Source organism: Streptomyces sp. NPDC051180, from assembly GCF_040689545.1.
Taxonomy (GTDB): domain Bacteria; phylum Actinomycetota; class Actinomycetes; order Streptomycetales; family Streptomycetaceae; genus Streptomyces.
On the sequence record NZ_JBFBBC010000012.1, the window covers coordinates 102832 to 129190 of the forward strand.

At 73.6% G+C, this 26359-nt stretch carries 28 protein-coding genes and 1 riboswitch; of the genes, 13 read left to right on the top strand and 15 right to left on the bottom strand.

Annotation, left to right across the window (positions count from 1 at the left end):
• Complete coding sequence (locus AB0424_RS22080) at positions 1 to 1218, bottom strand: NAD(P)-binding protein (protein ID WP_366307939.1); 1218 nt, start codon at positions 1216 to 1218, stop codon at positions 1 to 3.
• Positions 1219 to 1315: 97 nt separating this feature from the next.
• Between AB0424_RS22080 and AB0424_RS22085 the strand changes: the two genes are divergently transcribed.
• Positions 1316 to 1984 (top strand): pentapeptide repeat-containing protein, encoded by a 669-nt coding sequence (locus AB0424_RS22085; RefSeq protein ID WP_366307941.1) that lies wholly within the window; start codon positions 1316 to 1318, stop codon positions 1982 to 1984.
• Between the two features lie 91 nt (positions 1985 to 2075).
• Here the strand turns inward: AB0424_RS22085 and AB0424_RS22090 are convergent, their stop codons facing one another.
• From AB0424_RS22090 to AB0424_RS22105, 4 genes are all read right to left on the bottom strand, one after another.
• Entirely contained in the window at positions 2076 to 2576 is a 501-nt protein-coding gene (locus tag AB0424_RS22090) for a hypothetical protein (RefSeq protein WP_366307943.1), read from the bottom strand.
• A gap of 155 nt (positions 2577 to 2731) precedes the next feature.
• The gene (locus tag AB0424_RS22095) at positions 2732 to 3937 is read right to left on the bottom strand and encodes an FAD-dependent monooxygenase (RefSeq protein ID WP_366307945.1); all 1206 of its coding nucleotides are present in this window, start codon (positions 3935 to 3937) and stop codon (positions 2732 to 2734) included.
• A gap of 92 nt (positions 3938 to 4029) precedes the next feature.
• Positions 4030 to 4650, bottom strand: coding sequence for a response regulator transcription factor (locus AB0424_RS22100; RefSeq protein WP_015035223.1), 621 nt, complete (start codon positions 4648 to 4650; stop codon positions 4030 to 4032).
• A complete protein-coding gene (locus AB0424_RS22105) occupies positions 4650 to 5762 on the bottom strand; it encodes a sensor histidine kinase (protein ID WP_366308143.1) in 1113 nt (370 codons plus the stop codon). Before AB0424_RS22105 ends, AB0424_RS22100 begins: the two co-directional genes overlap by 1 nt.
• 268 nt (positions 5763 to 6030) lie before the next feature.
• Here AB0424_RS22105 and AB0424_RS22110 point away from each other — a divergent pair, with 268 nt between their 5' ends.
• Both AB0424_RS22110 and AB0424_RS22115 read left to right on the top strand, forming a co-directional pair.
• Positions 6031 to 6567, top strand: a complete 537-nt coding sequence (locus tag AB0424_RS22110) for a heme-binding protein (RefSeq protein WP_366307947.1) — start codon at positions 6031 to 6033, stop codon at positions 6565 to 6567.
• A 146-nt stretch (positions 6568 to 6713) separates the two neighbouring features.
• Positions 6714 to 8156: a M1 family metallopeptidase gene (locus AB0424_RS22115; protein ID WP_366307949.1), complete on the top strand. Its 1443-nt coding sequence runs from the start codon at positions 6714 to 6716 to the stop codon at positions 8154 to 8156.
• Positions 8157 to 8187: 31 nt separating this feature from the next.
• Here the strand turns inward: AB0424_RS22115 and AB0424_RS22120 are convergent, their stop codons facing one another.
• Positions 8188 to 8712: a GNAT family N-acetyltransferase gene (locus AB0424_RS22120; protein WP_366307951.1), complete on the bottom strand. Its 525-nt coding sequence runs from the start codon at positions 8710 to 8712 to the stop codon at positions 8188 to 8190.
• A 61-nt stretch (positions 8713 to 8773) separates the two neighbouring features.
• The gene (locus AB0424_RS22125) at positions 8774 to 9349 is read right to left on the bottom strand and encodes a TerD family protein (protein ID WP_073911578.1); all 576 of its coding nucleotides are present in this window, start codon (positions 9347 to 9349) and stop codon (positions 8774 to 8776) included.
• Positions 9350 to 9488: 139 nt separating this feature from the next.
• Between AB0424_RS22125 and arfB the strand changes: the two genes are divergently transcribed.
• Entirely contained in the window at positions 9489 to 9926 is a 438-nt protein-coding gene (arfB, locus tag AB0424_RS22130; RefSeq protein WP_366307953.1) for an alternative ribosome rescue aminoacyl-tRNA hydrolase ArfB, read from the top strand.
• Positions 9927 to 9945: 19 nt separating this feature from the next.
• Here the strand turns inward: arfB and AB0424_RS22135 are convergent, their stop codons facing one another.
• Positions 9946 to 10512 carry a flavin reductase family protein gene (locus AB0424_RS22135; protein ID WP_366307955.1) on the bottom strand — a complete coding sequence of 189 codons (567 nt, stop codon included), beginning with the start codon at positions 10510 to 10512 and terminating at the stop codon, positions 9946 to 9948.
• Between the two features lie 316 nt (positions 10513 to 10828).
• Between AB0424_RS22135 and cdgB the strand changes: the two genes are divergently transcribed.
• A complete protein-coding gene (cdgB, locus tag AB0424_RS22140; protein WP_366307957.1) occupies positions 10829 to 12556 on the top strand; it encodes a diguanylate cyclase CdgB in 1728 nt (575 codons plus the stop codon).
• Between the two features lie 73 nt (positions 12557 to 12629).
• A complete protein-coding gene (locus AB0424_RS22145; RefSeq protein WP_366307959.1) occupies positions 12630 to 13607 on the top strand; it encodes a CBM35 domain-containing protein in 978 nt (325 codons plus the stop codon).
• 13 nt (positions 13608 to 13620) lie between these two features.
• Here the strand turns inward: AB0424_RS22145 and AB0424_RS22150 are convergent, their stop codons facing one another.
• The 3 genes from AB0424_RS22150 to AB0424_RS22160 form a co-directional block, all read right to left on the bottom strand.
• The gene (locus AB0424_RS22150) at positions 13621 to 14541 is read right to left on the bottom strand and encodes a 1-phosphofructokinase family hexose kinase (RefSeq protein WP_366307961.1); all 921 of its coding nucleotides are present in this window, start codon (positions 14539 to 14541) and stop codon (positions 13621 to 13623) included.
• Positions 14542 to 14671: 130 nt separating this feature from the next.
• Complete coding sequence (nagA, locus tag AB0424_RS22155; protein ID WP_366307963.1) at positions 14672 to 15826, bottom strand: N-acetylglucosamine-6-phosphate deacetylase; 1155 nt, start codon at positions 15824 to 15826, stop codon at positions 14672 to 14674.
• Positions 15826 to 16776: an ROK family protein gene (locus tag AB0424_RS22160; protein ID WP_366307965.1), complete on the bottom strand. Its 951-nt coding sequence runs from the start codon at positions 16774 to 16776 to the stop codon at positions 15826 to 15828. Before AB0424_RS22160 ends, nagA begins: the two co-directional genes overlap by 1 nt.
• Before the next feature lie 201 nt (positions 16777 to 16977).
• Here AB0424_RS22160 and AB0424_RS22165 point away from each other — a divergent pair, with 201 nt between their 5' ends.
• The 3 genes from AB0424_RS22165 (at position 16978) to otsB (ending at position 19480) form a co-directional block, all read left to right on the top strand.
• Positions 16978 to 18261 (top strand): extracellular solute-binding protein, encoded by a 1284-nt coding sequence (locus AB0424_RS22165; RefSeq protein ID WP_366307967.1) that lies wholly within the window; start codon positions 16978 to 16980, stop codon positions 18259 to 18261.
• 56 nt (positions 18262 to 18317) lie between these two features.
• Positions 18318 to 18569: a DUF3263 domain-containing protein gene (locus tag AB0424_RS22170; RefSeq protein WP_366307969.1), complete on the top strand. Its 252-nt coding sequence runs from the start codon at positions 18318 to 18320 to the stop codon at positions 18567 to 18569.
• A gap of 68 nt (positions 18570 to 18637) precedes the next feature.
• Positions 18638 to 19480 (top strand): trehalose-phosphatase, encoded by an 843-nt coding sequence (otsB, locus tag AB0424_RS22175; RefSeq protein WP_366307971.1) that lies wholly within the window; start codon positions 18638 to 18640, stop codon positions 19478 to 19480.
• A gap of 59 nt (positions 19481 to 19539) precedes the next feature.
• Here the strand turns inward: otsB and AB0424_RS22180 are convergent, their stop codons facing one another.
• On the bottom strand, positions 19540 to 20427 hold the full coding sequence (locus tag AB0424_RS22180) for an NAD(P)-binding domain-containing protein (RefSeq protein ID WP_366307973.1): 888 nt from the start codon (positions 20425 to 20427) through the stop codon (positions 19540 to 19542).
• A 98-nt stretch (positions 20428 to 20525) separates the two neighbouring features.
• Here AB0424_RS22180 and AB0424_RS22185 point away from each other — a divergent pair, with 98 nt between their 5' ends.
• Positions 20526 to 20876, top strand: a complete 351-nt coding sequence (locus tag AB0424_RS22185) for a helix-turn-helix domain-containing protein (RefSeq protein ID WP_366307975.1) — start codon at positions 20526 to 20528, stop codon at positions 20874 to 20876.
• Here the strand turns inward: AB0424_RS22185 and AB0424_RS22190 are convergent.
• From AB0424_RS22190 to AB0424_RS22200, 3 genes are all read right to left on the bottom strand, one after another.
• Positions 20866 to 22230, bottom strand: coding sequence for a trehalose-6-phosphate synthase (locus tag AB0424_RS22190; RefSeq protein WP_366307977.1), 1365 nt, complete (start codon positions 22228 to 22230; stop codon positions 20866 to 20868). The two genes, AB0424_RS22185 and AB0424_RS22190, sit on opposite strands and share 11 nt — an antisense overlap.
• 155 nt (positions 22231 to 22385) lie before the next feature.
• Positions 22386 to 22799, bottom strand: a complete 414-nt coding sequence (locus tag AB0424_RS22195; protein WP_366307979.1) for a hypothetical protein — start codon at positions 22797 to 22799, stop codon at positions 22386 to 22388.
• Between the two features lie 38 nt (positions 22800 to 22837).
• Positions 22838 to 23806 carry a glucosyl-3-phosphoglycerate synthase gene (locus tag AB0424_RS22200; RefSeq protein WP_366307981.1) on the bottom strand — a complete coding sequence of 323 codons (969 nt, stop codon included), beginning with the start codon at positions 23804 to 23806 and terminating at the stop codon, positions 22838 to 22840.
• Between the two features lie 149 nt (positions 23807 to 23955).
• Positions 23956 to 24100: riboswitch (SAM riboswitch) on the top strand.
• 17 nt (positions 24101 to 24117) lie between these two features.
• Here AB0424_RS22200 and thrC point away from each other — a divergent pair.
• The 3 genes from thrC to AB0424_RS22215 all read left to right on the top strand — a co-directional run bounded on the left by thrC (position 24118) and on the right by AB0424_RS22215 (position 26298).
• Complete coding sequence (thrC, locus tag AB0424_RS22205; protein WP_366307983.1) at positions 24118 to 25404, top strand: threonine synthase; 1287 nt, start codon at positions 24118 to 24120, stop codon at positions 25402 to 25404.
• Between the two features lie 14 nt (positions 25405 to 25418).
• Complete coding sequence (locus tag AB0424_RS22210; RefSeq protein ID WP_015035244.1) at positions 25419 to 25697, top strand: MoaD/ThiS family protein; 279 nt, start codon at positions 25419 to 25421, stop codon at positions 25695 to 25697.
• A gap of 397 nt (positions 25698 to 26094) precedes the next feature.
• Entirely contained in the window at positions 26095 to 26298 is a 204-nt protein-coding gene (locus AB0424_RS22215) for a cold-shock protein (protein ID WP_015035246.1), read from the top strand.
• Positions 26299 to 26359: the final 61 nt, after the last annotated feature.

Consider the following 26359-nt stretch of genomic DNA (forward strand, 5'->3'; position numbering starts at 1 on the left):
TCAAGCGCGCTTGAGGTCAAGGCCGTCGGGCCGGCCGGCCCGGGCTCCGGTCCCGGGGCGGACCCGGCGGCCGGGGCGGTCGGCGCGCAGGGCGAGCGAGACCGCCTCGACGGCGCTGGTGAAGGAGACCTCCGACAGCACGCCGGGGGCCGCCACCTGGTCGCCGACCAGGTACACGCCGTCGCCCCGGTCGACGGCGGGACGGTCGCGCCAGGTCGTGCCGGGGCGGTCGACGGCGCCCGTACGCCCCTGGGAGACGGACTCGCGCCGCCAGACGGTCCGCTCGCGCCAGCCGGGGAAGCCGAGGTCGAGGAGGCGCTCCGCGTGGGCGACGCCGTCGGCCTTGCCCTCGTCGGGGCCGATGGGGAGCTGGGCCTGGAGCAGCTGCTGTCCGGCGGGGGCGAGGGAGGGGTCCTGCGCGGTGAAGCGCTCGACCCAGCCGGGCGCGTCGAGGTCGGAGACGACGAACGGGTCGCCCTTGCGGGTGCGCAGCGCCAGGTCGACGAGGACGGTACGGCCGCTCTCCCAGGTCAGCGACGGGTCGCCGAGGAGCCGGGCGGCGGCGGGCAGGGCGGTGGCGACGATCACCGGGCCCTCGCCGGTCGGCAGGGTGTCGACACGGGACGAGGTCTCGATGCGGACGCCCGACTCCCAGGCCCGCGCGGCCATCCGGTCGATCAGCTCGCCCCAGCCGCCCCGGAGGTAGTGGGCCTCGGGCGGCAGCGAGGCGGCGCGGTGCAGGCGCTCCTGCACGAAGCGGGCGGAGAGGGCTCCGGGGTCGTGGTGGAAGAGCGCGACCCCGCTGTACGCGGCGGCGGTCGCGGCGGTGCGCGCGCCCGCGAGGCGGCCGGCCCAGGTGCGGAAGTCTAGGTCGACGGGGGCCTGTCCGGCGCCGCGGAGGGCCTGGCGCAGCAGGCCGAGCGGGGGGACGCGGCGCAGGGCGCCGTCCTGGTGGAAGCGGAACCGCAGGCTCTCGGCGGCCGGCAGCGGGGCGAGCGGTCCGAGGAGGCCGCGCTGCTTCAGCCAGGTCCAGTGGGGGCCGCCGGCGTAGAGGGCGTGCGGGCCCTCGTTGGTGCGGTAGGGGCCGTCGGCGGTACGGGCCCGGCCGCCGAGGGTCCGGTGGGACTCGTGCAGGGTCACCTTGGTGCCGGCCTCGGCGGCGGTGATGGCCGCGGTGAGTCCGGCGAAGCCGCCGCCGATGATCGTGAGCTTCCGCATGTCCGTCTCCCTCGTGTCGGTCTCGTAGGGGGGACGTGGGGCGGGTCCGCGTTCGTGACATCGGGGCGCTGTCAGTGGCGTACATCACCATGGAGGCATGGCGACGACACGGAAGAAGAAGGTGGCGGGGGCGCGACGGCCGGAGGTCCGGCTGCCTCCGCTGGAGGCGTACGGGGGCGGGCTGGAGCCGGACGGGGACTACGACGGGCTCGACCTCGCGGGGCTCGACCTGACCGGTCAGTCGGGCGAGGGCGCGCGGTTCCTGGACTGCGCGCTGCGGGAGTGCGGGCTCGACGGGGCGCGGCTGACGGGCGCGCGTTTCCTCGACTCGGTGCTGACCGGGGTGCGGGGGGTGGGCACGGAGCTCGGCGGTGCGCAGCTGCGGGACGTGGAGGTGGTGGAGGCGCGGCTCGGGGGCGCGCAGCTGCACGGGGCGGTGCTGGAGCGGGTCGTGGTGCGGGGCGGGAAGAGCGACTACCTGAACCTGCGGGGGGCGAAGCTGCGGGACGTCGTCTTCGAGGGGTGCGTCCTGAGCGAGGCGGACTTCGGGGGCGCGGTCCTGGAGCGGGTCGAGTTCGCGGACTGCGTGCTGACGGGGGTGGACTTCTCCGGGGCGCGGCTGCGGGACGTGGACCTGCGGGGGGTGCAGCGCCTGGAGATCGCGCGCGGGGTGGAGTCGCTGGCCGGTGCGGTCGTCTCGACTGCCCAGCTCCTCGACCTGGCGCCGGTGTTCGCGGCGCAGCTGGGGGTGCGGGTGGAGGACTGAGCGCCCGGGCGGGGGCGGGCGGAGGACCGGGGGCCCGCGGCCGGGGAGGGGCGGCCGACTCCGGGGGCTCCCGGTGGCAGGGCTCCCGGGGTCAGGGCAGGCGGGGGAAGCGGGCCTGGAGGGACCAGACGGCCGGGTTGTCGGCGAGGCCCTCGTGCATGTCGGTGAGGTCGGCGATCACGTCGTGCAGGAAGTCGCGTGCCTCGCGGCGCAGTTCGGCGTGGTTGAAGGTGATCGGCGGTTCGTCGCCGGGCATCCAGTCGGCCTCGACGTCCACCCAGCCGAAGCGGCGCTCGAAGAGCATCCGGTCCGTGGACTCGGTGAAGTCGAGCTCGGCGTACTGCGGCTGGGCGGCGCGGCTGCCGCGGGGGTCCTGGTCGAGCTGCTCGACGATGTCGCACAGGGCCCAGGCGAAGTCGAGGACCGGCACCCATCCCCAGGCTGTGGACACCTCGCGGTCCGCCTCGGTGTCGGCGAGGTAGACGTCCCCGCAGAAGAGGTCGTGCCGCAGCGAGTGGACGTCCGCGTGGCGGTAGTCGGTCTGTGGCGGGTCGGGGAAGCGACGCGAGAGGGAGTAGCCGATGTCGAGCACGGGACCGATGGTGTCACGGCGCCGGACCGGCCACGCACGCGAGGATCACCGCCGGCGGCCGCTCCCGCCCGCCGCACCCGGCTCCGGGGCGCGGTGGGCGGGCGGCTCCGGCGTGCGGCGTGCGGGCGGCTCCGGCGTGCGGCGGGCGCGGCCGGTCAGCGGCGGCCGTGGACCGCGCGGGCGACGCGGGGGCCGAGCCAGCGCTTGAGGCGGCGGAGGGCCTCCAGCTGCTCGGCGGCGCGGTCGATCCGGTAGTAGAGCTGCGGGGGGATGTGGGGGAGGAGCGGCGAGTGGCGCTGGCCGAGGAGCGCGAACATCTTCGCCGGCTCCAGGGCCATGTAGCGGGGGAGGTTCTCGTACCACTGGGCGCTGTAGCGGGCGGCGCTCCGGGCGGAGACGAGTTCGGCGCGGCGCCGCTTGCCGTAGGTGGTGAGGGCGGCGTCCAGGTCGGTGTGGCCGCGCAGGGCCTCCGCGAGGGCGAGGGCGTCCTCCAGGGCCAGTGTGGTGCCCGCGCCGATGGAGTAGTGCGTGGTGTGGGCGGCGTCGCCGAGGAGGACGAGGTTGCCGTGGTGCCAGACGCGGTTGGCGAGGGTGCGGAAGGTCAGCCACTGGGCGGCGGCGTCGGCCCGGTCGCGGCCGATCAGCTCGTGTCCGTCGAGGAGGTCGTGGAAGAGCTTCTCAAGGAGGGCGAGGCTGTCGGCCTCGCCGCGGGAGTCCAGGCCGAGGCCCTTCCAGGTCGCGGGGGAGCACTCGACGACACAGGTGGAGCGCTCGCCGCTGAAGCCGTAGGCGTAGCACCAGATCCAGCCGTGCTCGGTCTCCTTGAAGGCGAAGCTGAAGGAGTCGAAGACCTTGGTGGTGCCGAGCCAGATGTAGTGGTTGCGGCCAGTGGTGACGGTGGGGCCGAAACGGTCGGCGTGGGCCTCGCGGAGGACGCTGTTGACGCCGTCGGCGGCGACGACCAGGTCCGCGCCGGCGAGTTCGGGCGCGTCCGGCCCGGTGACGTCGTGCTCGAAGGCGACCCGGACGCCGAGCTCCCGCGCGCGGTCGGCGAGGAGCCCGAGCATCCGCCGCCGTCCGATGCCGAAGCCGGCGTCGCCCCGGTGGACGGTCCGCTCGTCGCGGACGATCGCGACCCCGTCGGTCCAGGTCACGGACGCCTCGGCGACCGCCTGGGCCGACTCGGGGTCGCCCGCCCGCAGCTTGTCGAGGAGCCCGGCCCAGTAGGTGACGCCCCAGCCGTAGGTGGAACCCTCGGCGTTCCGCTCGTACACGGCGATCTCGTGCGACGGATCCTGCCGCTTCAGCAGGATCGAGAGGTAGAGGCCGGCGGGGCCGCCGCCGACGATCGCGAGCTTCACGTGCGCTCCCACTGGGACTGAGTGCCGGTACCGGACCGCGGCATGACGCCGTGCGGTCGAATGGCAACGCACAGTAGCAGTGGGCGGGCCCTCTACGGCAGCAGACGGCGCTCCTTGGCGACCGCCACGGCGCCCGCGCGGGTGTCGACGCCGAGCTTGGCGTAGATGCGGCCGAGGTGGGTCTTCACGGTCGCCTCGCTGATGAACAGGGCGCGGGCGATCTCCCGGTTGCCCAGTCCGCGGCCGAGCTGCCCGAGGATGTCGCGCTCCCGGTCGGTGAGGCTCGGCCCGGCGGCTCCCCGCATCCGGTCCATGACACGGCTGGCGACCGGCGGGGACAGCGCGGTGCGGCCCTGCGCGGCGGAGTGGATGGCGGCGAAGAGCTCCTCGGGCCGCTCGGCCTTCAGGAGGTAGCCGGTGGCGCCCGCCTCGATCGCGCGGGTGATGTCGGCGTCCGTGTCGTAGGTGGTGAGGACGAGGACGTGGACGCCGGTGGGCGCGATCCGGCGGGTCGCCTCGACGCCGTCGATGCCCGCGCCGAGCTGGAGGTCCATCAGGACGACGTCCGGCTTCAGCTTGGCCGCCATGGCCACCGCCTCCTCGCCGCTCCCGGCCTCGCCGACGACCTCGATGTCGGGGGTGCTGCCGAGCAGGGCGAGCAGCCCGGCGCGGACGACGACGTGGTCGTCGCAGAGCAGGATGCGTACGGACATCAGGGCTCCAGGGTGAGCGGGATGGCGGCGGAGAGCACCGTGCCCTCGCCCGGGGCGGATTCGACGGTGAGGGTGCCGCCGAGCTGCCGGGCGCGGACGCGCATGGCGGGCAGGCCGTGGCCGCGGACGCCGCCGGGGGTGTCGGCGGGGTCGAAGCCGCGGCCGTCGTCGGCGATGTCGAGGACGACCTGGTCGTCGAGGTAGCTGAGGGTCAGGGCGGCGGAGTCGGCGCCGGCGTGTTCGCGGATGTTGGCGAGGGCGCCCTGCGCGATCCGCAGCAGGGCCGACTGCACCCGCTCGGGCAGCGGCACGGCGGTCCCGTCGACGCGGAAGGCCGCCGACTCGCGGGTGGCCAGGCCGCGCAGCGCCTCTTCGAGGCCGCCGCCCTCGGCGAGGTCGGCGGGCGCCAGGTCGTGGACGAAACGGCGGGCCTCGGCGAGGTTCCGCTCCGCGATGGACTCGGCCGTACGGACGTGGCGGCGGGCCGTCGCCGGGTCGCTGTCCCAGGTGCGGTCCGCCGCCTGGAGCAGCATCTGCTGGCTGGACAGGCCCTGGGCGAGGGTGTCGTGGATCTCCATCGACAGCCGCTGCCGCTCGGCCAGGGTGCCCTCGCGGCGCTCGATGGCGGCCAGTTCGCGCCGGGTGCGGATGAGGTCGGCGATGAGGGCCCGCTGCCGCGCCGCCTGACGGTCGGAGTAGACGAAGACGCCGGTCGCGATGGCGGCGACGGCCGGCGGGGCGACGATCAGGTTGGGGTCCCAGCCGCCGTGCGCGAGCTGCACCTGGGCGAAGACGACGAACGCGGTCAGCAGGGTGACCAGGCCGAGCGCGGCGCGCGGCGGGAGGGTCCGCAGGCCCGTGTAGAAGAGCGGCACGGCGCACCAGGCGAAGCTGGGCGCGAGGACGACGAGGACGATCCAGACGGCGACGACCGTGCCCAGCCAGGCGATGCGGCGCGGGGCCGCGCGGGTGCCGACGACCGGGCCGAGGAGGTAGAGGGAGGCGAGGGCGCCGGAGAGCGCGACGATCCAGGGGCTGCGGTCCTCCCAGGGGTGGCGCAGCAGGAAGCGGGCGAGCGAGGCGCCGAGCAGGAGGAAGAACGCGATGTGCATGACCCGTGCCAGCCAGCGGGTGTCGGGGTCCTGCTCCGTCGGCCGTGTCACCTTCGCACCTCCCTGCCACCCCTGACCTGGGGACATCTGTCCATGGTGGCCCGGGGGGACCACGGGGGCATCAGCCGATCGGCTGACCCGGCCGTCCTCCAGTGTGCGTGAGGAGGGCAGCCGCTCCGTGGACCGGCGGGCGGGGTGTGCGGCCACACGATGGATGGCAGAGCGAACGAACGTCCTCCCCGCAGCGCCTCACCTCACGGAGTTCCCCATGAAGAAGATCCTCTTCGGTGCCACCGCCGCCGCCGTCATCGCCGCCGGCACGTTCGGCGCCGTCTCGGCGAACGCCTCCGCCCCGGCCGCGGCGCCCGCCGCGATCACCGCCGACGCGGGGAACGCGAACCTCCGGCAGTCGACGCACCTGACGATCGAGGCCGCCACGAAGGCCGCGCAGGCCGCGCTCGACGCCGCCGAGAAGGAGAACCAGCGCGTCTCCGTCGCCGTCGTCGACCGCAACGGCACCACCCTCGTCACCCTCCGCGGCGACGGCGCCGGACCCCAGTCCTACGAGTCGGCCGTGAAGAAGGCGTACACCGCCGTCTCCTGGAACGCCCCCACCTCCGAGCTCGCCAAGCGCCTCACCAACGCCCCCACCCTCAAGGACATCCCCGGCACCCTCTTCCTCGCCGGCGGCGCACCCGTCACCGCCAAGGACGCCCCCGTCGCCGGCATCGGCGTCGCCGGCGCCCCCTCCGGCGACCTCGACGAGAAGTTCGCCCAGGCCGGCGTCGCCTCCCTCGCCAAGTAGCCGACACCTCGGCCCGCGAGGGCCGAGCGGCGAGAACGCCCCCACGACCGGTGGCGGCGCCCGGATCCCCCGCCGGGCGCCGCCGCCTCTTCCGTACGGCCTTCCGCCCATGCGCCCCGTTCGGGCGGGTTGCATAGGATCGGTGTGTGATCCACCGCAACCGGACCGCAGCCGCCGCCCTCGCCGTCCTCGCGCTGCTCGCGGGCGGCTGTACGCAGGCCACGGGCGGAGTCCGGGGCGCCCCGGGGGCCGCCGGGCTGCGCGACCCGTACTTCCCGAAGCTCGGCAACGGCGGCTACGACGTGGGGCACTACGCGCTGTCCCTGGCCTACGACCCCCGGACCGGGCGGCTCGACGGCACGGCCGAGATCACGGCCCGTGCCACCCAGGACCTCAGCGCCTTCAACCTCGATCTCGCCGGCCTGACCGTGAGCGCGGCGACCGTCGACGGCGTGCCCGCGGCGCACCACCGGGCGGGGAACGAGCTGACCCTCCGGCCGCGCGAGGAGATCCCCGAGGGCGCGGAGTTCCGGGCCACCGTCCGGTACGCGGGAGTGCCCGAGCCGATCACGGACGCGGACGGCTCCGAGGAGGGCTGGATGCGCACCGACGGCGGGGCGATCGCGGTCGGCGAGCCGCAGGGCTCGATGAGCTGGTTCCCCGGCAACCACCATCCCTCCGACAAGGCGGCGTACGACATCACGCTGACCGTCCCGGCCGGTCTCGACGCGTTCTCCAACGGGGTCAGGACCGAGCAGCGGACGGGGGCGGACGGCCGCGTCACCAGCGTCTGGCACACGGCCGAGCCGATGGCGAGCTATCTGGCGACGGTAGCGATCGGGCGGTACGAGACGTCGACGGCGACCGCGCCGGGTCCGGACGCGGACGAGGACGGCGGCTCCGGCGGCGCCGGGTCCGACGCCGGCGCCGTTCCCGTCCTGACCGCCGCCGAGCGGCCGGTCGCGAAGGCCAGCGCCCCGCTGCGGGGCGAGATCCCCACGATCCTCGGCCGTCAGGCGGAACGTTTCGGCCCGTATCCCTTCTCGTCCGCCGGCGCGATCGTCATGACGGACGGGACGCTCGGCTACGCCCTGGAGACCCAGACCCGGCCGGTCTTCCCCGCCGCCTCCTTCGACCGGGCGACCCTCGTCCACGAGCTGGCCCACCAGTGGTTCGGCGACTCGGTCACCCCCGCCGGCTGGCAGGACCTGTGGCTGAACGAGGGCTTCGCCACCTACGCCGAGTGGCTGTACGCGGAGGAGTACGAGGACGTCCCCGCGCGCACCCGCTTCGAGACGGCCTTCGCCCAGGACGCCAACTGGGCCTTCCCGCCCGCCGCACCGCCGTCCGCCGAGAACCTCTTCGACCCGCCCGTCTACCAGCGCGGGGCGATGGTCCTGCACAAGCTCCGCGAGACCGTCGGCGACCGGGTCTTCGACGAGATCCTGCGCGGCTGGCCCGCGAAGTACCGGCACGCCAACGCCACCACGGACGACTTCACGGCCTACGCGGAGAGCGTGTCGGGGAAGGACCTCGACGCGCTGTGGGACGTCTGGCTGTACGGCGACGGGAAGCCGGCGCGGCCCTGAGCCCGGCGGCGGGGCCGGGCGGGCGCGCGGTTCAGCCGAGCTCCTTGCGCAGCACGACGCAGGGCCGGCCGTGGGCGAGGTCCGGGCGCCGGGCGGTCTCCTCGTAACCGAGGGCGGTCCAGAAGGCCAGGGCCTTCGGGTTGTTCTCCAGGACGGCGAGCCGCAGTCCGGTGCGGCCCGCGGCGCGGAAGCGCTCCTCGACGTACCCGGCGAGGCGGCGGCCGTGGCCGGCGCGCCGTTCGTCCGCGTGGACCATGAGGAGGCCCAGCCACGGGTCCGGGTCGGCCGGGTCGGGGTGGCGGCCGAGCGTCACGGCGACGGCCACCAGGCGGCCCCCGGAGCGGGCGAGCAGCACCTCGGCGGTGGGCTCGGCGAGCTCGTCGGCGAGCGCGGCGGCGACCTGCTCGGGGCGGATGTCGGACGGGTCCGGGAAGTCGCCGGTGAGCTGCTGGAACTCCACGTTCGACGCGTACAGCGCGGTGAGCTCGGTCAGCAGCGCCCCGGGGAGGGCGGCGCCGTCCTCCAGGGCCTTGGGGGCGAGGGCTTCGACGATCACGCGCACAGGGTAGAGCCCCGGCCGGGACGTCCCGGCCGGGGCTCCACGGAGGTGCGACGGATCAGAGGTTGACGCCGAAGTCGCGGGCGATGCCCTCCAGGCCGGAGGCGTAGCCCTGGCCGACGGCGCGGAACTTCCACTCGGCGCCGTTGCGGTAGAGCTCGCCGAAGACCATGGCGGTCTCGACGGCCGCGTCCTCGGAGAGGTCGTAGCGGGCGAGCTCGGCGCCGCCGGCCTGGTTGACGATGCGGATGTACGCGTTGCGCACCTGGCCGAAGTTCTGCGAGCGGCTCACGGCGTCGTAGATGGAGACCGGGAAGACGATCTTGTCGACGTTCGGCGGGAGGGCCGCCAGGTTGACGTTGATCTGCTCGTCGTCGCCGCCGCCCTCGCCGGTGCGGTTGTCACCGGTGTGGACGATGGTCTGGTCCGGCGTCGACTTGTTGTTGAAGAAGACGAAGTGCGCGTCGGACGCGACCTTGCCGGCGGCGTCCACGCCGATCGCCGAGGCGTCGAGGTCGAAGTCGGTGCCGGTGGTGGTGCGGACGTCCCAGCCGAGGCCCACGGTGACGGCGGCGAGGCCGGGGGCCTCCTTGGTCAGGGAGACGTTGCCGCCCTTGGACAGGCTCACAGCCATGGAAAGTCCCTTTCATCGTGATGTCGTCGCCTGGAGAAACGCGTGCGCGGCCCCGGCGGTTCCCGACCGTTCCTCCACGGGGTTCCCCGCGGGGTTCGTGGTGAAAACAGGATGACTCCCCCGGCCCCTTCCGGGGAACATGGGGGGCATGTCCGGTCCCTATCCCATCCGCGGCTCCGTCTCGCTCCCCGAGGCCGAGCTCCAGTGGCGTTTCTCGCGGTCGTCGGGGCCGGGCGGGCAGCACGTCAACACCAGCGACTCGCAGGTGGAGCTCCGCTTCGACCTCGCCGCCACCACCTCGCTCCCCGAGGTGTGGAAGGCGCGGGCGCTGGAGCGGCTCGCCTCCCGTCTCGTGGGCGGCGTCGTGACGGTCCGCGCCTCGGAGCACCGCTCCCAGTGGCGCAACCGCGAGACGGCCGCCGTCCGGCTCGCCGCCCTCCTCGCCGAGGCGACGGCCCCGCCGCCGAAGCCCCGCAGGGCGACGAAGATCCCGCGCGGGATCAACGAGCGGCGGCTCCGCGAGAAGAAGCAGCGCTCCGAGACCAAGCGGACCCGCCAGTCCCGCGACTGGGGCTGACCGGCGCCCCGGACGGGGTTCAGGACAGGTGGCGGTACTTCCCCTGGAAGTACGTGAGCGGACCGCGGGCGGTGGCCGGGGACAGGGCGGCCGTCAGGACGCGGCCCACGACCAGCGTGTGGTCGCCGGCGACGACCCGGCTCTCGGTGCGGCACTCCAGGGTGGCCAGCGCACCGCCCATCAGCGGGGCGCCGCTCTCCTCGCCGCGGGCGTAGGGCAGGTCGGCGAAGAGCAGCCGGTCGCTGACCCGGTTCTTCATGGCGAAGCGGCCGGCGACGTGCCGCTGGTCCTCGGCGAGCATCGACACGGCCCAGACGGGCACGTCGGTGAGCAGGTCGTCCATGCGGGAGCCGTTGCGGAGGCTGACCAGGACCAGGGGCGGGTCGAGGGAGACCGACATGAAGGCGGTGGCCGTCATGCCGACGTCCTCGCCGCGCGGACCGTCGTCGGGGTCGTGCGCGGTCACCAGGACCACGCCCGCCGCGAGGCGGGACATGGCCGCCCGGAACTCGTCGTTGCTCACCCCCTCAGCATGAGGGATGGCCAGGTCGGAGACGGGGGGCGGGGCGGGGGTCTTCTGCAGCACACCGGCCACGCTAGGCCGGGGCCCGGGCCCGTCGCATCGGGCCGGGGGACCAGTCCGCCACCCCCCGCGGGTCCTAGGTCCTGTCCGGAAGGTTCCGTCGGGAGGCGTCCGGCGGGGCTCCCCGCCCTATGGCGCGAGGGCTCGGGAGGAAAGACACGACCCGCTATGACCTGCTGTGACTTGAGTCACAGAGGGCAGTATTTGCTGACCCTGTGTACCGGGTGCGCAGCTCGCTGTGATTCAGTGGCAGTGACAGTGCAACACGTAGCCGATGAGAACCCTGGAGTTGCTGTCGAGGTCTCGGGGAGAGCGAGCGATGGAGACCGAGTCGGAGCCGTACGTCCGTCTCTCGACCCTGCGGCAGCTGCATCAGGTCGTGGCGGACCTCAACACTGCGCGCAGCCTGGCGGACACCCTGCAGACCGTCGCCGACGGTGTCGTCGCCGGCCTCAACTACGAGCTGGCCTGCGTCAATCTCGTACGCCCCGACGGTGACCTCGTCGTCGCCGCCTTCGCCGGAAGCTCCGCCGCCGAGGCCCTGATCACCGGCCGGGTCGGCTCCCGCGCCTCCTGGGAACGGCGCCTGTCCATGGGGTCCGCCTGGGGCGACCTGCGGTTCATCCCGCACACCGAGGGCTGGGTGCTGATGGAGGACGACGTCCCCCAGTGGCACACCGACGGCCCGGCGCCCCGCTTCGAGGACGAGTGGCACCCGCACGACCGTCTCTACGCCCCGATGTACGCCTCCGGCTCCGGCCGTGAGCTCCTCGGCGTCATATCCGTCGACCGCCCGCGCAACGGCAGGCACCCCGGCCCCTGGGGCCAGGAGGCGCTCCAGATGTACGCCTCCCAGTCCGCCATCGCGATCAGCAACGCCCGGCTCCGCTCGAACATGCAGCGCGCCCTGGTCCGCCTGGAGCGGGAGCAGCAGGCCCTGCGCGCCAGCGAGGAGTCCTTCCGGCAGGCGTTCGAGTACGCCCCGTCCGGCATGGCGATCGCCGAGATGGGCGGCGACCAGCACGGCCGGCTGCTGCGGACCAACGACGCCCTGTGCCGGCTCCTCGGCCGGCCCGCCTCGGTGATGCGGCGCTACTCCTTCGCCGACCTCGTCCACCCCGAGGACATAGGCACCCTGCTCCGGACCTCCGCCGAGGGCGGACGGGCCGAACTGCGGCTCGGACGGCGCGACGGCACGTACGTCTGGGTCTCCCTGCGCAACTCGGTCGTCGCCGACACCGCCGACGGCCCGCGCTTCCTCCTCACCCACGTCGAGGACATCGAGGAGCGCAAGCGGCACGAGCTCCAGCTCGCCCACCGGGCCTCGCACGACGCCCTCACCGGGCTCCCCAACAGCGCCGAGCTGCGCTCCCGCCTCTCCGCCCGCATCTGCGAGCGCCCGTCGGCGCCGGGGGACGAGGCGGCGTACGGCGCGTACGACTCCGCCAGGGACGGCGGCTACGGGGCCGCCGGCCACGGCTCCTCGTACGACACCTCCTATGACACGTCGTACGACTCCGGAGCCGATCCGCAGCCCTATGACCACGAGCACGAGCACGGCTTCGGTTTCGAGCCGGCCGGCGGCGCCGGGCCCTACGACCACCACGTGCACGCCGTCGCCCCCTCGGGCGGCGAGGTCGACGACGGCACCAAGGGACTCGCCGTCCTCTTCTGCGACCTCGACGGCTTCAAGTCGATCAACGACCGCTTCGGGCACCACACCGGCGACGCCGTCCTCATCGAGGTCGCCCGGCGGCTCACCACCGGCGTGCGGGACGGCGACACGGTGGCGCGGCTCGGAGGCGACGAGTTCGTCGTCCTCGCCGACGGCCTCGGCGCCGCCGACGCCGCCGACCTGGCCGTGCGCCTGCGCAACGCGATCATCCCGCCCATCCGGGTGGACGGTCGGGCGGTCCGGGTCGGCGCCAGTTTCGGCATCGGCTGGGCCGAATGCGGGATGACCGTGGAAGAGGTCCTGAACTCCGCCGACCAGCGGATGTACGTGGAGAAGCGGTCCCGCGCCAAGGTCCACCGCCGGGCCGGCTGAGTCGCGCGCTCGTCCGTTCGGGGTAGGCTCGGCCGGTCGGCGACGGCTGGCGAGCATGGAGAGGATGACCCGGATGGCTGCCGGTAACGACGGCGCGAGCAAGCCCGAGGAAGACGATCCGTTCGGCTACCTGTACGCGGACGGGCAGGCAGCGGGCGCGCAGCCCCCACAGGGCGGCGGCTACGGCTACCCCGGCCCCGCCCCCGCGCAGCCCGGCGTGCCCCGCACCTCGTACAACCAGGTCAGGACGGTCGGCGAGCGCCAGTACGGCGGTCAGTCCCAGGGGCACCACCAGCCCTACGTCCCCCCGCAGCAGCAGGCCCCCTACGGCCAGCCGCAGGCGCAGTACGCCGCGCCCGAGACGTACGGCGGCCAGCCCACCCGCCACTCCCCGGTCCCGCCCCAGCGCGGCGGCGGTTCGGGCCGCGGCCCGAACACCAGGGGCCTCCTCATCGGTGCCGTCGCGGTCGTCGCGGTCGTCGTCGTCGGCATCACCGCCGCCGTGATCAGCAACTCCGGCGACAAGAACGAGAACGACCGGTCCGGCGGCACCCCGTCCACCGCTCCCTCGTCCCAGCCCTCCGGTCAGCCCAGCGGCGACCCCAGCCCGGACAAGACCCCGGAGGAACTGCCGAAGCAGGACGCGGCGACGCTGAAGCTGGGCGGCTCGGCCCTCACGGAGACCACCGTGAAGGGTGCCGAGGGCGCCGGAGGCGTGTACGTCTCGGGCTTCAACGCGCTCGGATCCTCGGTGACCTGGAAGGCGAACATGCCGTCGGACGGCAAGTACCGCCTGACCGTGCGCTACGCCATCCCGGCCGTCGACGCCAACGCCACGCTGACGGTCAACGGCACGCCGAACTCGTCCCCGCTCGGCCTGAAGAACTTCGTCCACTCCACGGACCCGAACCTCGAGAAGAACTGGCAGACCACCTGGGCGCCGGTCACCCTCAAGAAGGGCGAGAACGAGATCCGGATCTCGTGCGAGCAGGGCAACCAGTGCAACGTCCTGCTGGACTGGCTGGAAGTCACTCCGGAGCTCGGTCAGTAGCCGACCCGGTCCCTCAGAGGTCCTCCTCCGTCACCTTCACCCGCGTCAGCAGCTCCTCGTAGGCCGCGGCGTCGTACTCCCCGGCCACCGGGGAGAGGACCGTCGCCGCCGAGAGGGCGACGGCGCGGGTGAGGCGTTCTGGCCAGGGGGAGCCGTCGACGAGGCCGGAGAGCAGGCCCGCGACGGCGGAGTCGCCGGCGCCGGTGGGGTTGCCGCGCACCGCCGTGGGCGGGGCGGCGCGCCAGACGCCCTCGGGGGTGGCGGCGAGGAGGCCCTCGGGGCCGAACGAGGAGATCACGGCGTGGGCGCCCCGGCGGCGGGCGTCGCGGGTGGCGCGGTGGGGTTCGCGGGAGCCGGTCAGCCGGGCGAGTTCGTCGGCGTTGGGCTTGACGAGGTCGGGGCGGGCGGCGATGCCGCGCCGCAGGGGTTCGCCGCTGGTGTCGAGGAGGACGGGCACGGCGGCGGCGCGGGCGAGCCGGACGAGTTCGGCGTAGGCCCCCACGTGGACGCCGGGCGGGAGGCTGCCGCAGAGGGCGACCGCCCGGGCTCCGTCGAGGAGTTCGGCGAAGCGGGTGCGGAAGGCGGTCCACTCGGCGGCGGTGACGGCCGGGCCGGGTTCGTTGAGCTGGGTGGTGTCGCCGGTCGTGGCGTCGACGACGGCGACGGTGCGGCGGGTGCACCCTGCTGTCTCCACGAGCGCGTCCCGCACGGGGGTGGCGGCGAGCCGGGTCCGGAGCACGGCTCCGGTGGCGCCGCCCGCGAAGCCGGTGGCGACGGTCTCGTGGCCGAGGGCGGCGAGTACGCGGGCGACGTTGAGGCCCTTGCCGCCGGGGCGTTCGATGACCTGGGTGACGCGGTGGGAGGTGTGCGGGGTGAGGGCGGGGACCCGATAGGTCAGGTCCAGCGCCGTGTTGAGGGTGACTGTGAGGATCACCTGTCCACCCCCGTACTCCGTACTCCGTGTGAAGTCCTGCGGAACACGTGTTCCGACGGGCACCGATCATGCCAAACGAAAGGCGATCGGCCCAGACCCCCGGCCGACCGCCCTCGCGTATGACTCCTGATCAGACCGCTGCGGCCGCCGTGGGGTCGACGATCCACTCGCCCTTGCGCATGACGCCCTTGAGGTCGAAGTCGGCGTCGAGGACGACGATGTCGGCGTCCTTGCCGGGCTCCAGGGAGCCGACGCGGTCGTAGGCGCCGAGGAGGCGGGCGGGGTTGGCGGAGATGGCCTGCACGACGGACTCGACGGGGATGCCGTCGACGGTGACGGCGCGCTTGAAGGCGCGGTCGAGGGTGAGGGTGGATCCGGCGATGGAGCCGCCCTCGACGAGGCGGGCGACGCTGTCCTTCACCTCGACCTCCAGCGGGCCGAGCATGTAGCGGCCGTCGCCGAAGCCGGCGGCGTCCATGGCGTCGGTGATGAAGGCGACGCGCTCGGGGCCGGCGCGGTGGAAGGCGAGCTCCAGGGCGGCGGGGTGGAGGTGGGTGCCGTCGTTGATGAGCTCGACGGTGATCCGCTCGTCCTCCAGGAGGGCGGCGATCGGGCCGGGGGTGCGGTGGCCGAGGGCGGGCATCGCGTTGTAGAGGTGGGTGGCGACGGTGGCGCCGGCGTCGATGGCCGCGACGGTCTGCTCGTAGGAGGCGTCGGTGTGGCCGATGGCGGCGATCACGCCGTGCTCGGCGAGGAGGCGTACGGAGTCCAGGCCGCCGGGCAGCTCGGTGGCGAGGGTGACCATCCGGGCCTGGCCGCGGCCGGCGTCGATCAGCTTGCGGACCTCGGCCGGGTCGGGGTCGCGCAGCAGCGTCTCGTCGTGGGCACCCTTGCGGCAGGGGGAGATGAAGGGGCCCTCGAAGTGGAGGCCGGCGATCTCGCCCTGTTCGGCGAGCTCGGAGAGCAGTCCGGCGCGCCGGGCGAGGAAGTCCATCTCGCCGGTGACGAAGGAGGCGACGACGGTGGTCGTGCCGTGCAGGCGGTGGGTGTGGACGCCCTTGAGGACCTCGTCGACGGTGCCGGAGGTGAAGGAGGCGCCGCCGCCGCCGTGGTTGTGCATGTCGACGAAGCCGGGGACGAGCCAGTGGCCGGTCAGGTCGACGCGGGGGGCTCCCTCGGGGGCGGAGCCGGTGATGCGGCCGCCGTCGACGATCACGCGTCCGTTCTCGACGATCCCGGTGGGCAGCACGACGTGTGCGCCGGCGAGAACCTTGTGATCGGCCATCAGGCGGAAACCTCCGAGTCGGTGGGGGGCTGGTCGGCGAGCAGGTCCCAGGCGAGGAGGCCCGCGCCCAGGCATCCGGCGGTGTCCCCGAGGGCCGCCGGGACGATGGCGGGCAGCTTCTGGAACGTGACTCGCTCCTCCACCGCGGCCCGGAGTGGTGTGAACAAGGTTTCCCCGGCCTCGGCCAGCCCGCCACCGATGATGAGCGTGCGGGGGTCCAGCAGGGTGAGGGCGGTGACGAGACCGTCGGCGAGGGCGTCGACGGCGTCCTGCCAGACGCGTGCGGCGGCGGCGTCGCCGGATTCGACGGCCTTGGCGCAGTCGGCGGCGTCGGCGTCCGGGTCGCCGCTGGCGGCGGCCCACGCCTGGGAGACGGCGGAGGCGGAGGCGTACCGCTCCAGGCAGCCGCGCTGGCCGCAGCCGCAGTCGGTGCCGCCGGGGCGGACGACGATGTGGCCGATCTCGCCGGCGTAGCCGTGGGCGCCGGCCTCGATGCGGTCGCCGATGCCGATGGCGCCGGCGATGCCGGTGCCGAGGGGGACGAAGAGGAAGCGGTCGGCGCCGTTGCCGGCGCCGATGCGGCCTTCGGCGAGGCCGCCGGTGCGCACGTCGTGGCCGAGGGCGACGGGGATGCCGTCGAGCCGGCGGCTGAGGAGTTCGCGCATGGGAACGTCGCGCCAGCCGAGGTTGGCGGCGTAGACGGCGATGCCGTTCTCGGCGTCGACGATTCCGGGGACGGCGACTCCGGCCGCGGCGGCGGGTCGGCCGTACCGCTCCTGTCCGAGGGCGCGGAGGTCCTCGGCGAAGTCGAGGATGGTCTCGACGACGGCCTCGGGGCCGCGCCTGCGGCCGGTGGCGCGGCGGGCCTCGTGGAGCAGGGTGCCGTCTGCCCCGACCAGGGCGGCCTTCATGCCGGTGCCGCCCACATCGAGGGCGATGACGTGTCTCACGGAGGACAGTTTGGCGCGCGGGGACCCAAAAGGTCTAGTCCACTGTCGAGGATTGTTGCGTACGGATACAAATTCGACGTCCGGACTGCGTTGCGGAAGTGATACCCAAGTGGTGTAGACCTCATCCCTGGACGCGCGAGAGACTTGCGGCCCTGCGACGAGCAAACACGCAGCTCAGCGCAGCTCAACGACGAGCAAAAGGTGGATGAATCCGTGGAGCGGCGACGATTCCTTGGACTGACCGCGGCCGCCGCCGCCCTCGGGCTGACCTCCACGGTCGCCGGGTGCGGCTCCCTGGGGGGTGACTCCGGCGACGTGACGCTCCGGCTGGTCGCGGCCGAGTACGACCTGACCGGCGGCGACTCCACCAAGAAGTACTGGACCGACCTCGTCGCCGCCTTCGAGGCGAAGCACCCCGGCGTGACGGTCGAGCTCCAGATCGAGTCCTGGGACGACGTCGACCGCAAGGTCGCCGAGATGGTCGCCGCCGGCGAGGCCCCCGACATCGCGCAGATCGGCGCCTACGCCGACTACGCGGCCGCCGACAAGCTGTACGCGGCCGACGAGATCCTCTCCATCCCCGTCCAGGCCAACTTCCTCGCGCCGCTGGTCGCCGCCGGCGAGTCCAAGCGCACCCAGTACGGCCTGCCCTTCGTCGCCTCCACCCGGCCCCTCTTCTACAACGAGGAGCTCTTCGCCGAGGCCGGGCTCAAGGCCCCCAAGACCTGGGACGAGCTCGCCGCGGCCGCCGAGAAGCTGAAGGACAACGGTGTCCGCACCCCCTTCGCGCTGCCCCTGGGCCCTGAGGAGGCCCAGGCCGAGACGCTGATGTGGCTGCTCAGCGGCGGCGGCGGCTGGACCGACGCCACCGACCACTACGCCGTCGACTCCGACGCCAACGTCCGCACCTTCGAGTGGCTCCGGACGAACCTGGTCGGCAAGGGACTCACCGGCCCCGTCGCCCCCGGCAAGCTCAACCGCAAGGCCGCCTTCGCCGCCTTCGCGCGCGGCGAGGTCGGCATGCTCAACGGCCACCCCTCCCTCGTGAAGGAGGCCGCCAAGAAGGGCGTCAAGGTCGGCCAGGTCCCGCTGCCCGGCATCGACGGCACCCCCAAGAGCTCCATGGGCGTCGCCGACTGGATCATGGGCTTCAAGCAGAACGGCCACCGCAAGGAGATCGGCGACTTCCTCAACTTCGCCTTCAGCGACGAGAACGTCCTGAAGTTCGCCGGGGACAACGACCTGCTGCCGGTCACCGTCAGCGCCTCCGCCCGCATGGAGACCGACCCCGAGTACGCCAACCTGCGCGAGTTCCTCAAGGGTCTGCCCAACGCCCAGCTGCCGCCGGTCGGCAAGACCTCCTGGGCGAAGGTCAGCGAGAACGTCAAGCAGAACATCGGCAAGGCGGTCTCCCCGGACGCCAAGCCCGCCGCCGTCCTCGCTGCGATAGGCCGGGTGGCGACGGCCGCCGAGGCCGCCGAGTGACCGTCCGGCGGCCCACGGCGTGAGCCGCGCGGGCCGCCGGGTAATAGGTTGGTCGTATGACCGCGAGTGAGGAACGAGACGAGGACGGCCTCGCCGCGCGCGAAGAGGCCCTCCTCGCCGTCGAGCGCCGCGCCTGGCCCGGCCCCGGTGCCAAGGAGCGGGCCGTCCGCGAACGGCTCGGCCTCTCGCCGACCCGCTACTACCAGCTGCTCAACGCCCTCCTCGACGACCCGCGGGCACTCGCCCACGACCCGGTGACGGTCAACCGGCTCCGCCGCGTCCGGGAGGAGAGGCAGCGGCGGCGGTAGGGGTGCCCCGCACCCGCGCCCCGTCGGCCCCGCTGACGCGGCCGCCGTACGTCGGTAGGGTCGGGAGCATGGTCAGCAGCCTCCCGCACCCGACCACGTCCGCCGGCCGCGACGGTCTGGCCGCGCTCCTCGCGCGGCCCGAGAAGGCCGTCGTCGCCCTCGACTTCGACGGCACCCTCGCCGAGATCGTCGCCGACCCCGAACAGGCCCGCGCGCACCCCGGCGCGGTGGCCGCCCTCTCGGCCCTCGCGCCCGAGGTCGCCTCCGTCGCCGTCGTGACGGGCCGGCCCGCCGGGGTCGCCGTCCGCTACGGCGGCTTCGCCGGCGTCCCGGGACTGGAGCACCTCGTCGTCCTCGGGCACTACGGCGCCGAACGCTGGGACGCCGTCACCGGCACCGTCCAGGCCGCCGCCCCGCACCCGGGCGTGGCGTCCGTCCGCGCCGAACTCCCCGGCTTCCTCGACCGGGCCGGGGCCTGGCCCGGGGTCTGGATCGAGGAGAAGGGCCGGGCCGTCGCGGTGCACACCCGGCGCGCGCTCGACCCGGAGGGCGCCTTCGAGGCGCTCAAGGGCCCCCTCGGCGAGCTCGCCACCCACCACGGCCTCGTCGTGGAGCCGGGCCGCATGGTCCTGGAGCTGCGGCCCCCCGGCATGGACAAGGGCGTGGCCCTCGCCGCGTACGTCCGCGAGGTGGGCGCCGGGTCGGTGCTCTACGCCGGGGACGACCTCGGCGACCTGCCCGCCTTCGCCGCGGTCGAGAAGCTCCGCGCCGACGGCACCCCCGGCCTGCTCGTCTGCAGCGGCTCCACCGAGGTCCCGGAGCTGTCCGGCCGCGCCGACCTCTCGGTCGACGGCCCGTCGGGCGTGGTCGCGTTGCTGGCGGCGCTGGCCGAGGCGGCACGGGGGGACTGAGGACCCGGACCGGCGGCGGGACCGCACGGGACCCGCCGCCCCCCGTCCGGACCCGCCGTTCACCCGAGCAGGAGGTCCACCAGGCCGGTCAGGCCCTCCTCGCCGCCGCCCGTGTCGAGGCGACGGCGCATCAGCGCGAAGTACGGGCGGAGCAGCTCCGGGCTGACGCCCTGCCCCGCGGCCGTGTCCAGGAACGTGGGCGTGCCCGCCACCTGCATCGCGAGGCGGGAGGCGACGTCCGTGGTGTGGTCGCCGCTCGCCAGGCGCCGCCCGGTCTCCGCGGCGGCCGGCCCGGCCATCGCGCGGATCCACTCCCCGAGCAGCGGAGCGAACGCGACGGGGTCGACGTCCTCCCGGCGGATCAGCGCGAAGGCGTGCGCGACGCCCGCGAACATCCCGTACATCGCGCTCAGCAGGGCCACGTCGTGGAGGGCCGCGAAACCGGCGTCCTCGCCGACGTACACCGTGCCCAACGGCACGGCCAGCGTCTCCCGGTGTTCCTCGAACAGCTCCCGCGAGCCGCTGTGGAACACGTACCCCCCGGCCTGCGGGACCCCCACCATCGGCGGTACGGCCATGATGCCGCCGTCCAGGTAGCGGGCGCCGCGCTCCGCGGCCCAGGCGGCGCGGGCCCGGGCCTGGGCGGGGGTCGTGGTCGTGAGGTTGACGAGGTCCCTGCCGGTCAGGTCGACGCCGTCGACGGCCGTGCCGACGGAGGCGTCGTCGAGGAGGCAGAGGACCACGGGGCCGCCGCCCGCGGCGACGGCCCCGGCGGCGGTGGCGGCCGCCACCGCCCCCTCGGCGGCGAGCGGGGCGGCCCGGCCCGGGGTGCGGTTCCAGACGGTCAGGGGGTGGCCGGCGGCGAGCCAGGCGCGGGCCAGGGCGGTGCCCATCGCGCCGAGGCCGAGGAGGGTGACGGGGGACTTCCCCGGGGGGTTCGCTGTCATGCCCACCAGGCTGCGCCGACGCTCCGGCCCGCTCAAGTACCCACTTCGGAGTGGGTGGTTACCCTGAGGTGAGCGGACAGGCCAGAGGGGTGGGGGAGATGGCGATGCTGAACCGGCCCGGTGCCGAGGACGGTCACGTCTGCGGGATCGACGCCGCGATGGAGGTGATCGGCGGCAAGTGGAAGGTCCTCATCCTGTGGGCCCTGCACGAGCGGCCGCGCCGGCGCTTCGGCGAGCTGCGCCGGCTCGTCCCGGGCATCACCGAGAAGGTCCTCGCCTCGCATCTGCGCGAGCTGGAGGCGGACGGGGTCGTGGACCGCGTCTCGTACGACGAGGTCCCGCCCCGCGTCGAGTACGCCCTCACCCCGGCCGGCCTGCGGCTCAACGACGCCCTGGAGCCCCTCGCCGCGTGGGGCCGCGAACGGGCCGGGGCACGGCCTACCGGCTGAGGGCCTCCAGCTGGTCCAGGAACCAGCGCTGCGGGGGCAGGGCGGTGGCCGTGGCGGCGAGGCGCTTGGTGCGGTCGGCGCGGTCGGCGTCGGGCATCGAGAGGGCCGTGTGGAGGGCCTCGGCGGTCGCGGAGACGTCGAAGGGGTTCACCGTGAGGGCGTCGTCCTTCAGCTCCTCGTAGGCGCCGGCGCCGGTGGACAGGACGAGGGCGCAGCCGGCCTCGGAGACGACCGGTATCTCCTTGGCGACGAGGTTCATGCCGTCGCGGACGGGGTTCACCAGGGCGACGTCGGCGAGGCGGTAGGCGGCCAGGGAGCGGGCGAAGTCGTCCTGGACGGAGACCAGGACGGGCTGCCAGCCGGGGGTGCCGAACTCGGTGTTGATCCGCTCGGCCAGTTCGGCCACCGAGGCGGTGTAGTCGCGGTAGACGTCGAGGTCCTGGCGCGAGGGGTAGGCCGAGGCGAGGTGGACGACCCGCTCGCGCCACTCGGGGTGGACCGTGAGCAGCTCGCGGTAGGCGAGGAGGCCGCGCAGGATGTTCTTCGACAGCTCGGTGCGGTCGACGCGGACGATGGTCCGCCGGTCGCCGACCTCCGCGCGCAGCCGGGCGAGCTTCTCGTCGACCTCGGGCCGGTGGGCGAGGGCCCGGAGCTCGTCGGCGTCGACGCCGAGGGGGTGCACGGAGACCCGGGTCCCCGCGGTCCCGCCGTCCGCGCAGCTCCGGAACGCGGAGGCCCAGACGGTGGTGTGGAAGCCCAGCTCGTCGGCGCCGAGCATGCCCGACATCAGCTCCGCGCGGATGTCGTCCGGGAGCATGCGGAGGTAGTCGGGGGAGGCCCAGGGGGTGTGGGTGAAGTGGGAGATGCGCAGGTCGGGGCGGAGGGCGCGGAGCTGTCCGGGGACGAGGGCGAGGTGGTAGTCCTGGACGAGGACCGCGGCCCCCTCGGCGGCCTCGGCGGCCAGGGCCTCGGCGAAGGCGCGGTTGTAGGCGCGGTAGGAGGCCCAGCGGCGGCGGAAGTCGGCGTCGAAGACGGGGGCGCGCGGGATGTCGTAGAGGTGGTGGTGGAGGAACCACAGCACGGAGTTCGCGATGCCGTTGTACGCGTCGTCGTAGACGTCCGGGGGGATCTCCAGCATGCGGACGCCGGGCTCGCCGACACCGCGCCGGACGGCCTCCCGGTCGCCCTCGCCGAGGGCGGCGCAGACCCACAGGCTCTCCTGCGGCGTGTCCGAGGAGACGGCGCTCAGGCCCGAGACCAGGCCGCCGCCGCCCCTTCGGGCGTCGAGTGAGCCGTCCTCGCCGCGTACGTACGAGACCGGGCCCCGGTTGGATGCCACGAGCACAGTAGCCATGTGGCGAACCTAGCCCGTCCGGTAAACGCTCAAACGTACGTATACGAGACGGGTGGATCCGGCCACGCTGCGTCGCCGCAGGTCAGCGGCGTGGCCGGGCGCGCGACCTGCCGTGTCGCCGGTCGCGTGGCGGCCCGTCGAGGGTCGGACGCGGGTCAGTCGCGGCGGCCGCGCATCGCCGCCCTCGCGACCAGCGCGGTCGCCGCGAGGGCGACGGTGAGGGCGCCGAGCAGCCAGAGGCGCTCCTCGCCCGCCGCGGCCGAGGGGCCGCCGCGGGGCGGTCCGGGGGCCGGGTGCCCGATCCGCGCCGCGTGGGCGAGGGGCGCCGCGCGGCCGGCCGGGACGGCTTCGGTGGGGCCGGTCTCCCGGCGCGCGCCGGAGACCGTGCCGGGGTCCGCGTGGACGGAGCCGTGCGGCGCGGCGCCGTACCGCCCGCCGAGGGGCTCGGCCCCGTCCGCGGCGGCCGGACCGGCCGCCGCGAACGCGAGCGAGCCCGCCGTGAGGACGACGGCGGCCGTGCGGGCGACGATCGCCGGCACGGTGCCCGGGTGATGGTGTCTGCAGCCCATGAAGGGGAAATGTATGCAAACAGGATCATCATGGGGCGTTACGCCACGCGGCGGCGCGCGTACTCCGCGATCTCGGCCATCGGGGGCCGCTCCTCGGTGTCCACCGCGTACGTCCGCGGCTCGAAGCCCTTCTCCCCCCGCTCGAACTGGGTCAGCCGGGGCCGCACCAGATGGCCCCGCGACAACCGCAGCTGCGCGGTCCGGTAGATCGCCGCCGCCATCCGGCCCAACGCCTGCCCGTCCTGGTGCCGGTGCCTGCGCACCCCCACGTCCACCTGGGCGAGCGCGTCCAGGCCCACCGTGTGCAGCGCGTCGACCAGCAGCCCCAGCTCCACCCCGTACCCCACCGGGAACGGCAGCCGTTCGAGCAGCGAGCGCCGGGCCGCGTACTCGCCGCCGAGCGGCTGCACGAAGCCGGCCAGCTGCGGCCAGTGCAGGTTGAGCAGCGGGCGGGCGACCAGCTCCGTCACCCGGCCGCCCTGGGCCGGGGCGGCGCCGGACGCCGCCCCTTCGGGGGCGTCGCCGAACGGCCGGTCGTACATCGCCTTCACGAAGTCGACGTCCGGCTCGGTGAGCAGCGGGCCCACGATCCCCGTCACGAAGTCCGCGGAGAACTCCCGCAGGTCGGCGTCGACGAAGCACACCACGTCCCCGCGGGTCGCCATCAGCGAACGCCACAGGACCTCGCCCTTGCCGGGCACGGCCGGCATCCGGGGGAGTATCGCGTCGCGGGCGACCACCCGCGCCCCGGCCGCCGCCGCCACCTCCGCCGTGCGGTCCGTGGAGCCCGAGTCGATCACCACCAGCTCGTCGACGAGCGGCACCGCCTCCGACATCAGCTCGCGGCGGATGACGGCGACGATGTCCCCGACCGTCGCCTCCTCGTTCAGCGCGGGCAGCACCACGCTGACGGTCGTCGAACGCTTGGCGGCGAGGATCCGCTCCAGCGGCCGGTCGGCCACTGACCAGGACCGCCGGTCCAGCCAGCGCTCCACCTCTTCCAGCACGTGATCTCCATCTCGCGTTACGGACGGCCGGTCCAAGCATCCGGGCCTTCGGTTACAGTCTTGAACAACGCGGATCCCCGATGCACGTCGGGGTGCCGACCGCGTCGGAGCGTGGGAACGAAAGTCCACCGCGCTTCACAATCGAATACCGCTCATCCAGAGGGGCAGAGGGAAACGGCCCGTTGAAGCCCCGGCAACCCTCCAGTCGGTTACTCGTCCTCCAGCGAGGTCCCCGGCTAGGGAAGGTGCCAAATCCGTCTCATGGCGAAAAATTCGTCATGGGAAAGATGAGGAGAAAGGGCCTCGCCTCCATGGCTGTACAGACTGACGCTCCCGCCACCACCGTCGACCTCGGTCCCGCTTCCGGGCTTTCGTGTCGCGAATGCGGAGAGCTCTTCCCGCTCGGTCCGATCTTCGCCTGTGCGCTCTGTTTCGGACCTCTCGAAGTCGCGTACGACCTTCCGACCGGTGACCCCGAGGCGCTGCGCAAGCAGATCGAGGCCGGCCCCGCCAACATCTGGCGCTACGCCCCCCTGCTGCCCGTCCCGGCCGACGTCGCCGAGAAGCCGAACCTGAACCCGGGCTGGACCAAGCTCGTCCAGGCCGACAACCTCGCCCGCGAGATCGGTGTCGCCTCCGGCAAGCTCTTCGTCAAGGACGACTCCGGCAACCCGACCCACTCCTTCAAGGACCGGGTCGTCGCGCAGGCCCTCGAAGCGGCCCGCGCCTTCGGCTTCACCACCCTCTCCTGCTCCTCCACCGGCAACCTGGCCGGCGCCGTCGGCGCCGCCGCCGCCCGCGCCGGCTTCCGCTCCTGCGTCTTCATCCCGCACGACCTGGAGCAGGGCAAGGTCGTCATGGCCGGTGTCTACGGCGGTGACCTGGTCGCCATCGAGGGCAACTACGACGACGTCAACCGCTTCTGCTCGGAGCTCATCGGCGACCCGCTCGGCGAGGGCTGGGGCTTCGTGAACGTCAACCTCCGCCCGTACTACGGCGAGGGCTCCAAGACGCTGGCCTTCGAGATCTGCGAGCAGCTCGGCTGGGTCATCCCCGACCAGCTCGTCATCCCGATCGCCTCCGGCTCCCAGCTCACCAAGATCGACAAGGGTCTGCAGGAGCTGATCAAGCTGGGCCTGGTCGAGGACAAGCCGTACAAGATCTTCGGCGCCCAGGCCGAGGGCTGCTCCCCGGTCTCGGCGGCCTTCAAGGCCGGCCACGACGTCGTCCGCCCGCAGAAGCCGAACACGATCGCCAAGTCGCTCGCGATCGGCAACCCGGCCGACGGCCCGTACGTCCTCGACATCGCCCGCCGCACCGGCGGCGCCGTGGAGGACGTGAACGACGAGCAGGTCGTGGACGCCATCAAGCTGCTGGCGCAGACCGAGGGCATCTTCGCCGAGACCGCCGGCGGCGTGACCGTCGGCGTCACCAGGAAGCTCGTCGAGGCCGGTCTGATCGACCCGGAGCTCACCACCGTCGTCCTCAACACCGGCGACGGCCTCAAGACCCTGGACGCGGTGGCCGACACCTCTCAGGCGACCGTCACCATCCGCCCGAGCCTGGACGCGTTCCGCGACGCCGGCCTGGCCCTCTGAAAGGTTACGAAGACATGGCCGTGAACGTCCGCATCCCCACCATCCTCCGCACCTACACCGGCGGTCGGTCCGAGGTGCAGGCCGAGGGTGCGACCCTCGCCGAGGTCATCGCCGACCTGGAGAAGAACCACACGGGCATCGCCGCCCGCGTCCTGGACGACCAGGGCAAGCTGCGCCGCTTCGTCAACGTCTACGTGAACGACGACGACGTGCGCTTCGAGCAGGGTCTGGAGACGGCCACCCCGGCCGGCGCCGGCGTCTCGATCATCCCCGCGGTGGCCGGCGGCTGCTGAGCCGTTCCGTGCCCCGTCTTTCTTGAATTGCCCCTTCCGCGACAATAAGCGGAAGGGGCAATTCTGCATGGTTGAGCGGGGTAGAGTTGGGGAAGTCCCCTCCGCTGCTCATGCCGGACGCATATGAAAAGGCGTCCCCGCGCGACAAGAAGCAGCCAAAGTGCCTGTGCGTTGTGTACGTTCTGCGCCTTTTGCCGGGCCCGACTTGCCCCGGCATCCAGGGGATTCTCCCCAATTCCCCTTTCCGTCGCGCCCAGAATTCTCGCTCGAATGACCTGTTGCAGAGGGCAGTTGGGCAGATACATTCAGCGGCGGTCGACGCGTTCCGGCGCAGGGTCTGACCCGGGTTCCGCGAGGTGCGGGTCCCGCGCAAGGGCCAGTAATAGGGGAGTTAGGCATGGCTCAGGGCACCGTCAAGTGGTTCAACGCGGAGAAGGGCTACGGCTTCATCGCGGTCGACGGTGGTGCGGATGTTTTCGTCCACTACAGCGCGATCCAGATGGATGGCTACCGCAGCCTCGAAGAGGGACAGCGAGTCGAGTTCGAGATCTCGCAGGGCCAGAAGGGTCCGCAGGCGGACATGGTCAAGCTCGCCGTCTGAGCGCGGCGCGATCGGCCACCGACGCAACGCCGTCGAGGGGTCCGCATCCCTGAGGGGATGC

Bases quoted from the DNA above. Each gene is read 5' to 3' on its own strand.
- AB0424_RS22080 (WP_366307939.1), bottom strand. From the start codon at position 1,218: ATGCGGAAGCTCACGATCATCGGCGGCGGCTTCGCCGGACTCACCGCG.
- AB0424_RS22085 (WP_366307941.1), top strand. From the start codon at position 1,316: ATGGCGACGACACGGAAGAAGAAGGTGGCGGGGGCGCGACGGCCGGAG.
- AB0424_RS22100 (WP_015035223.1), bottom strand. From the start codon at position 4,650: ATGTCCGTACGCATCCTGCTCTGCGACGACCACGTCGTCGTCCGCGCC.
- AB0424_RS22105 (WP_366308143.1), bottom strand. From the start codon at position 5,762: ATGCACATCGCGTTCTTCCTCCTGCTCGGCGCCTCGCTCGCCCGCTTC.
- AB0424_RS22110 (WP_366307947.1), top strand. From the start codon at position 6,031: ATGAAGAAGATCCTCTTCGGTGCCACCGCCGCCGCCGTCATCGCCGCC.
- AB0424_RS22125 (WP_073911578.1), bottom strand. From the start codon at position 9,349: ATGGCTGTGAGCCTGTCCAAGGGCGGCAACGTCTCCCTGACCAAGGAG.
- arfB (WP_366307953.1), top strand. From the start codon at position 9,489: ATGGGGGGCATGTCCGGTCCCTATCCCATCCGCGGCTCCGTCTCGCTC.
- cdgB (WP_366307957.1), top strand. From the start codon at position 10,829: ATGGAGACCGAGTCGGAGCCGTACGTCCGTCTCTCGACCCTGCGGCAG.
- AB0424_RS22145 (WP_366307959.1), top strand. From the start codon at position 12,630: ATGGCTGCCGGTAACGACGGCGCGAGCAAGCCCGAGGAAGACGATCCG.
- nagA (WP_366307963.1), bottom strand. From the start codon at position 15,826: ATGGCCGATCACAAGGTTCTCGCCGGCGCACACGTCGTGCTGCCCACC.
- AB0424_RS22170 (WP_366307969.1), top strand. From the start codon at position 18,318: ATGACCGCGAGTGAGGAACGAGACGAGGACGGCCTCGCCGCGCGCGAA.
- otsB (WP_366307971.1), top strand. From the start codon at position 18,638: ATGGTCAGCAGCCTCCCGCACCCGACCACGTCCGCCGGCCGCGACGGT.
- AB0424_RS22180 (WP_366307973.1), bottom strand. From the start codon at position 20,427: ATGACAGCGAACCCCCCGGGGAAGTCCCCCGTCACCCTCCTCGGCCTC.
- AB0424_RS22185 (WP_366307975.1), top strand. From the start codon at position 20,526: ATGGCGATGCTGAACCGGCCCGGTGCCGAGGACGGTCACGTCTGCGGG.
- AB0424_RS22190 (WP_366307977.1), bottom strand. From the start codon at position 22,230: ATGGCTACTGTGCTCGTGGCATCCAACCGGGGCCCGGTCTCGTACGTA.
- AB0424_RS22195 (WP_366307979.1), bottom strand. From the start codon at position 22,799: ATGGGCTGCAGACACCATCACCCGGGCACCGTGCCGGCGATCGTCGCC.
- thrC (WP_366307983.1), top strand. From the start codon at position 24,118: ATGGCTGTACAGACTGACGCTCCCGCCACCACCGTCGACCTCGGTCCC.
- AB0424_RS22210 (WP_015035244.1), top strand. From the start codon at position 25,419: ATGGCCGTGAACGTCCGCATCCCCACCATCCTCCGCACCTACACCGGC.
- AB0424_RS22215 (WP_015035246.1), top strand. From the start codon at position 26,095: ATGGCTCAGGGCACCGTCAAGTGGTTCAACGCGGAGAAGGGCTACGGC.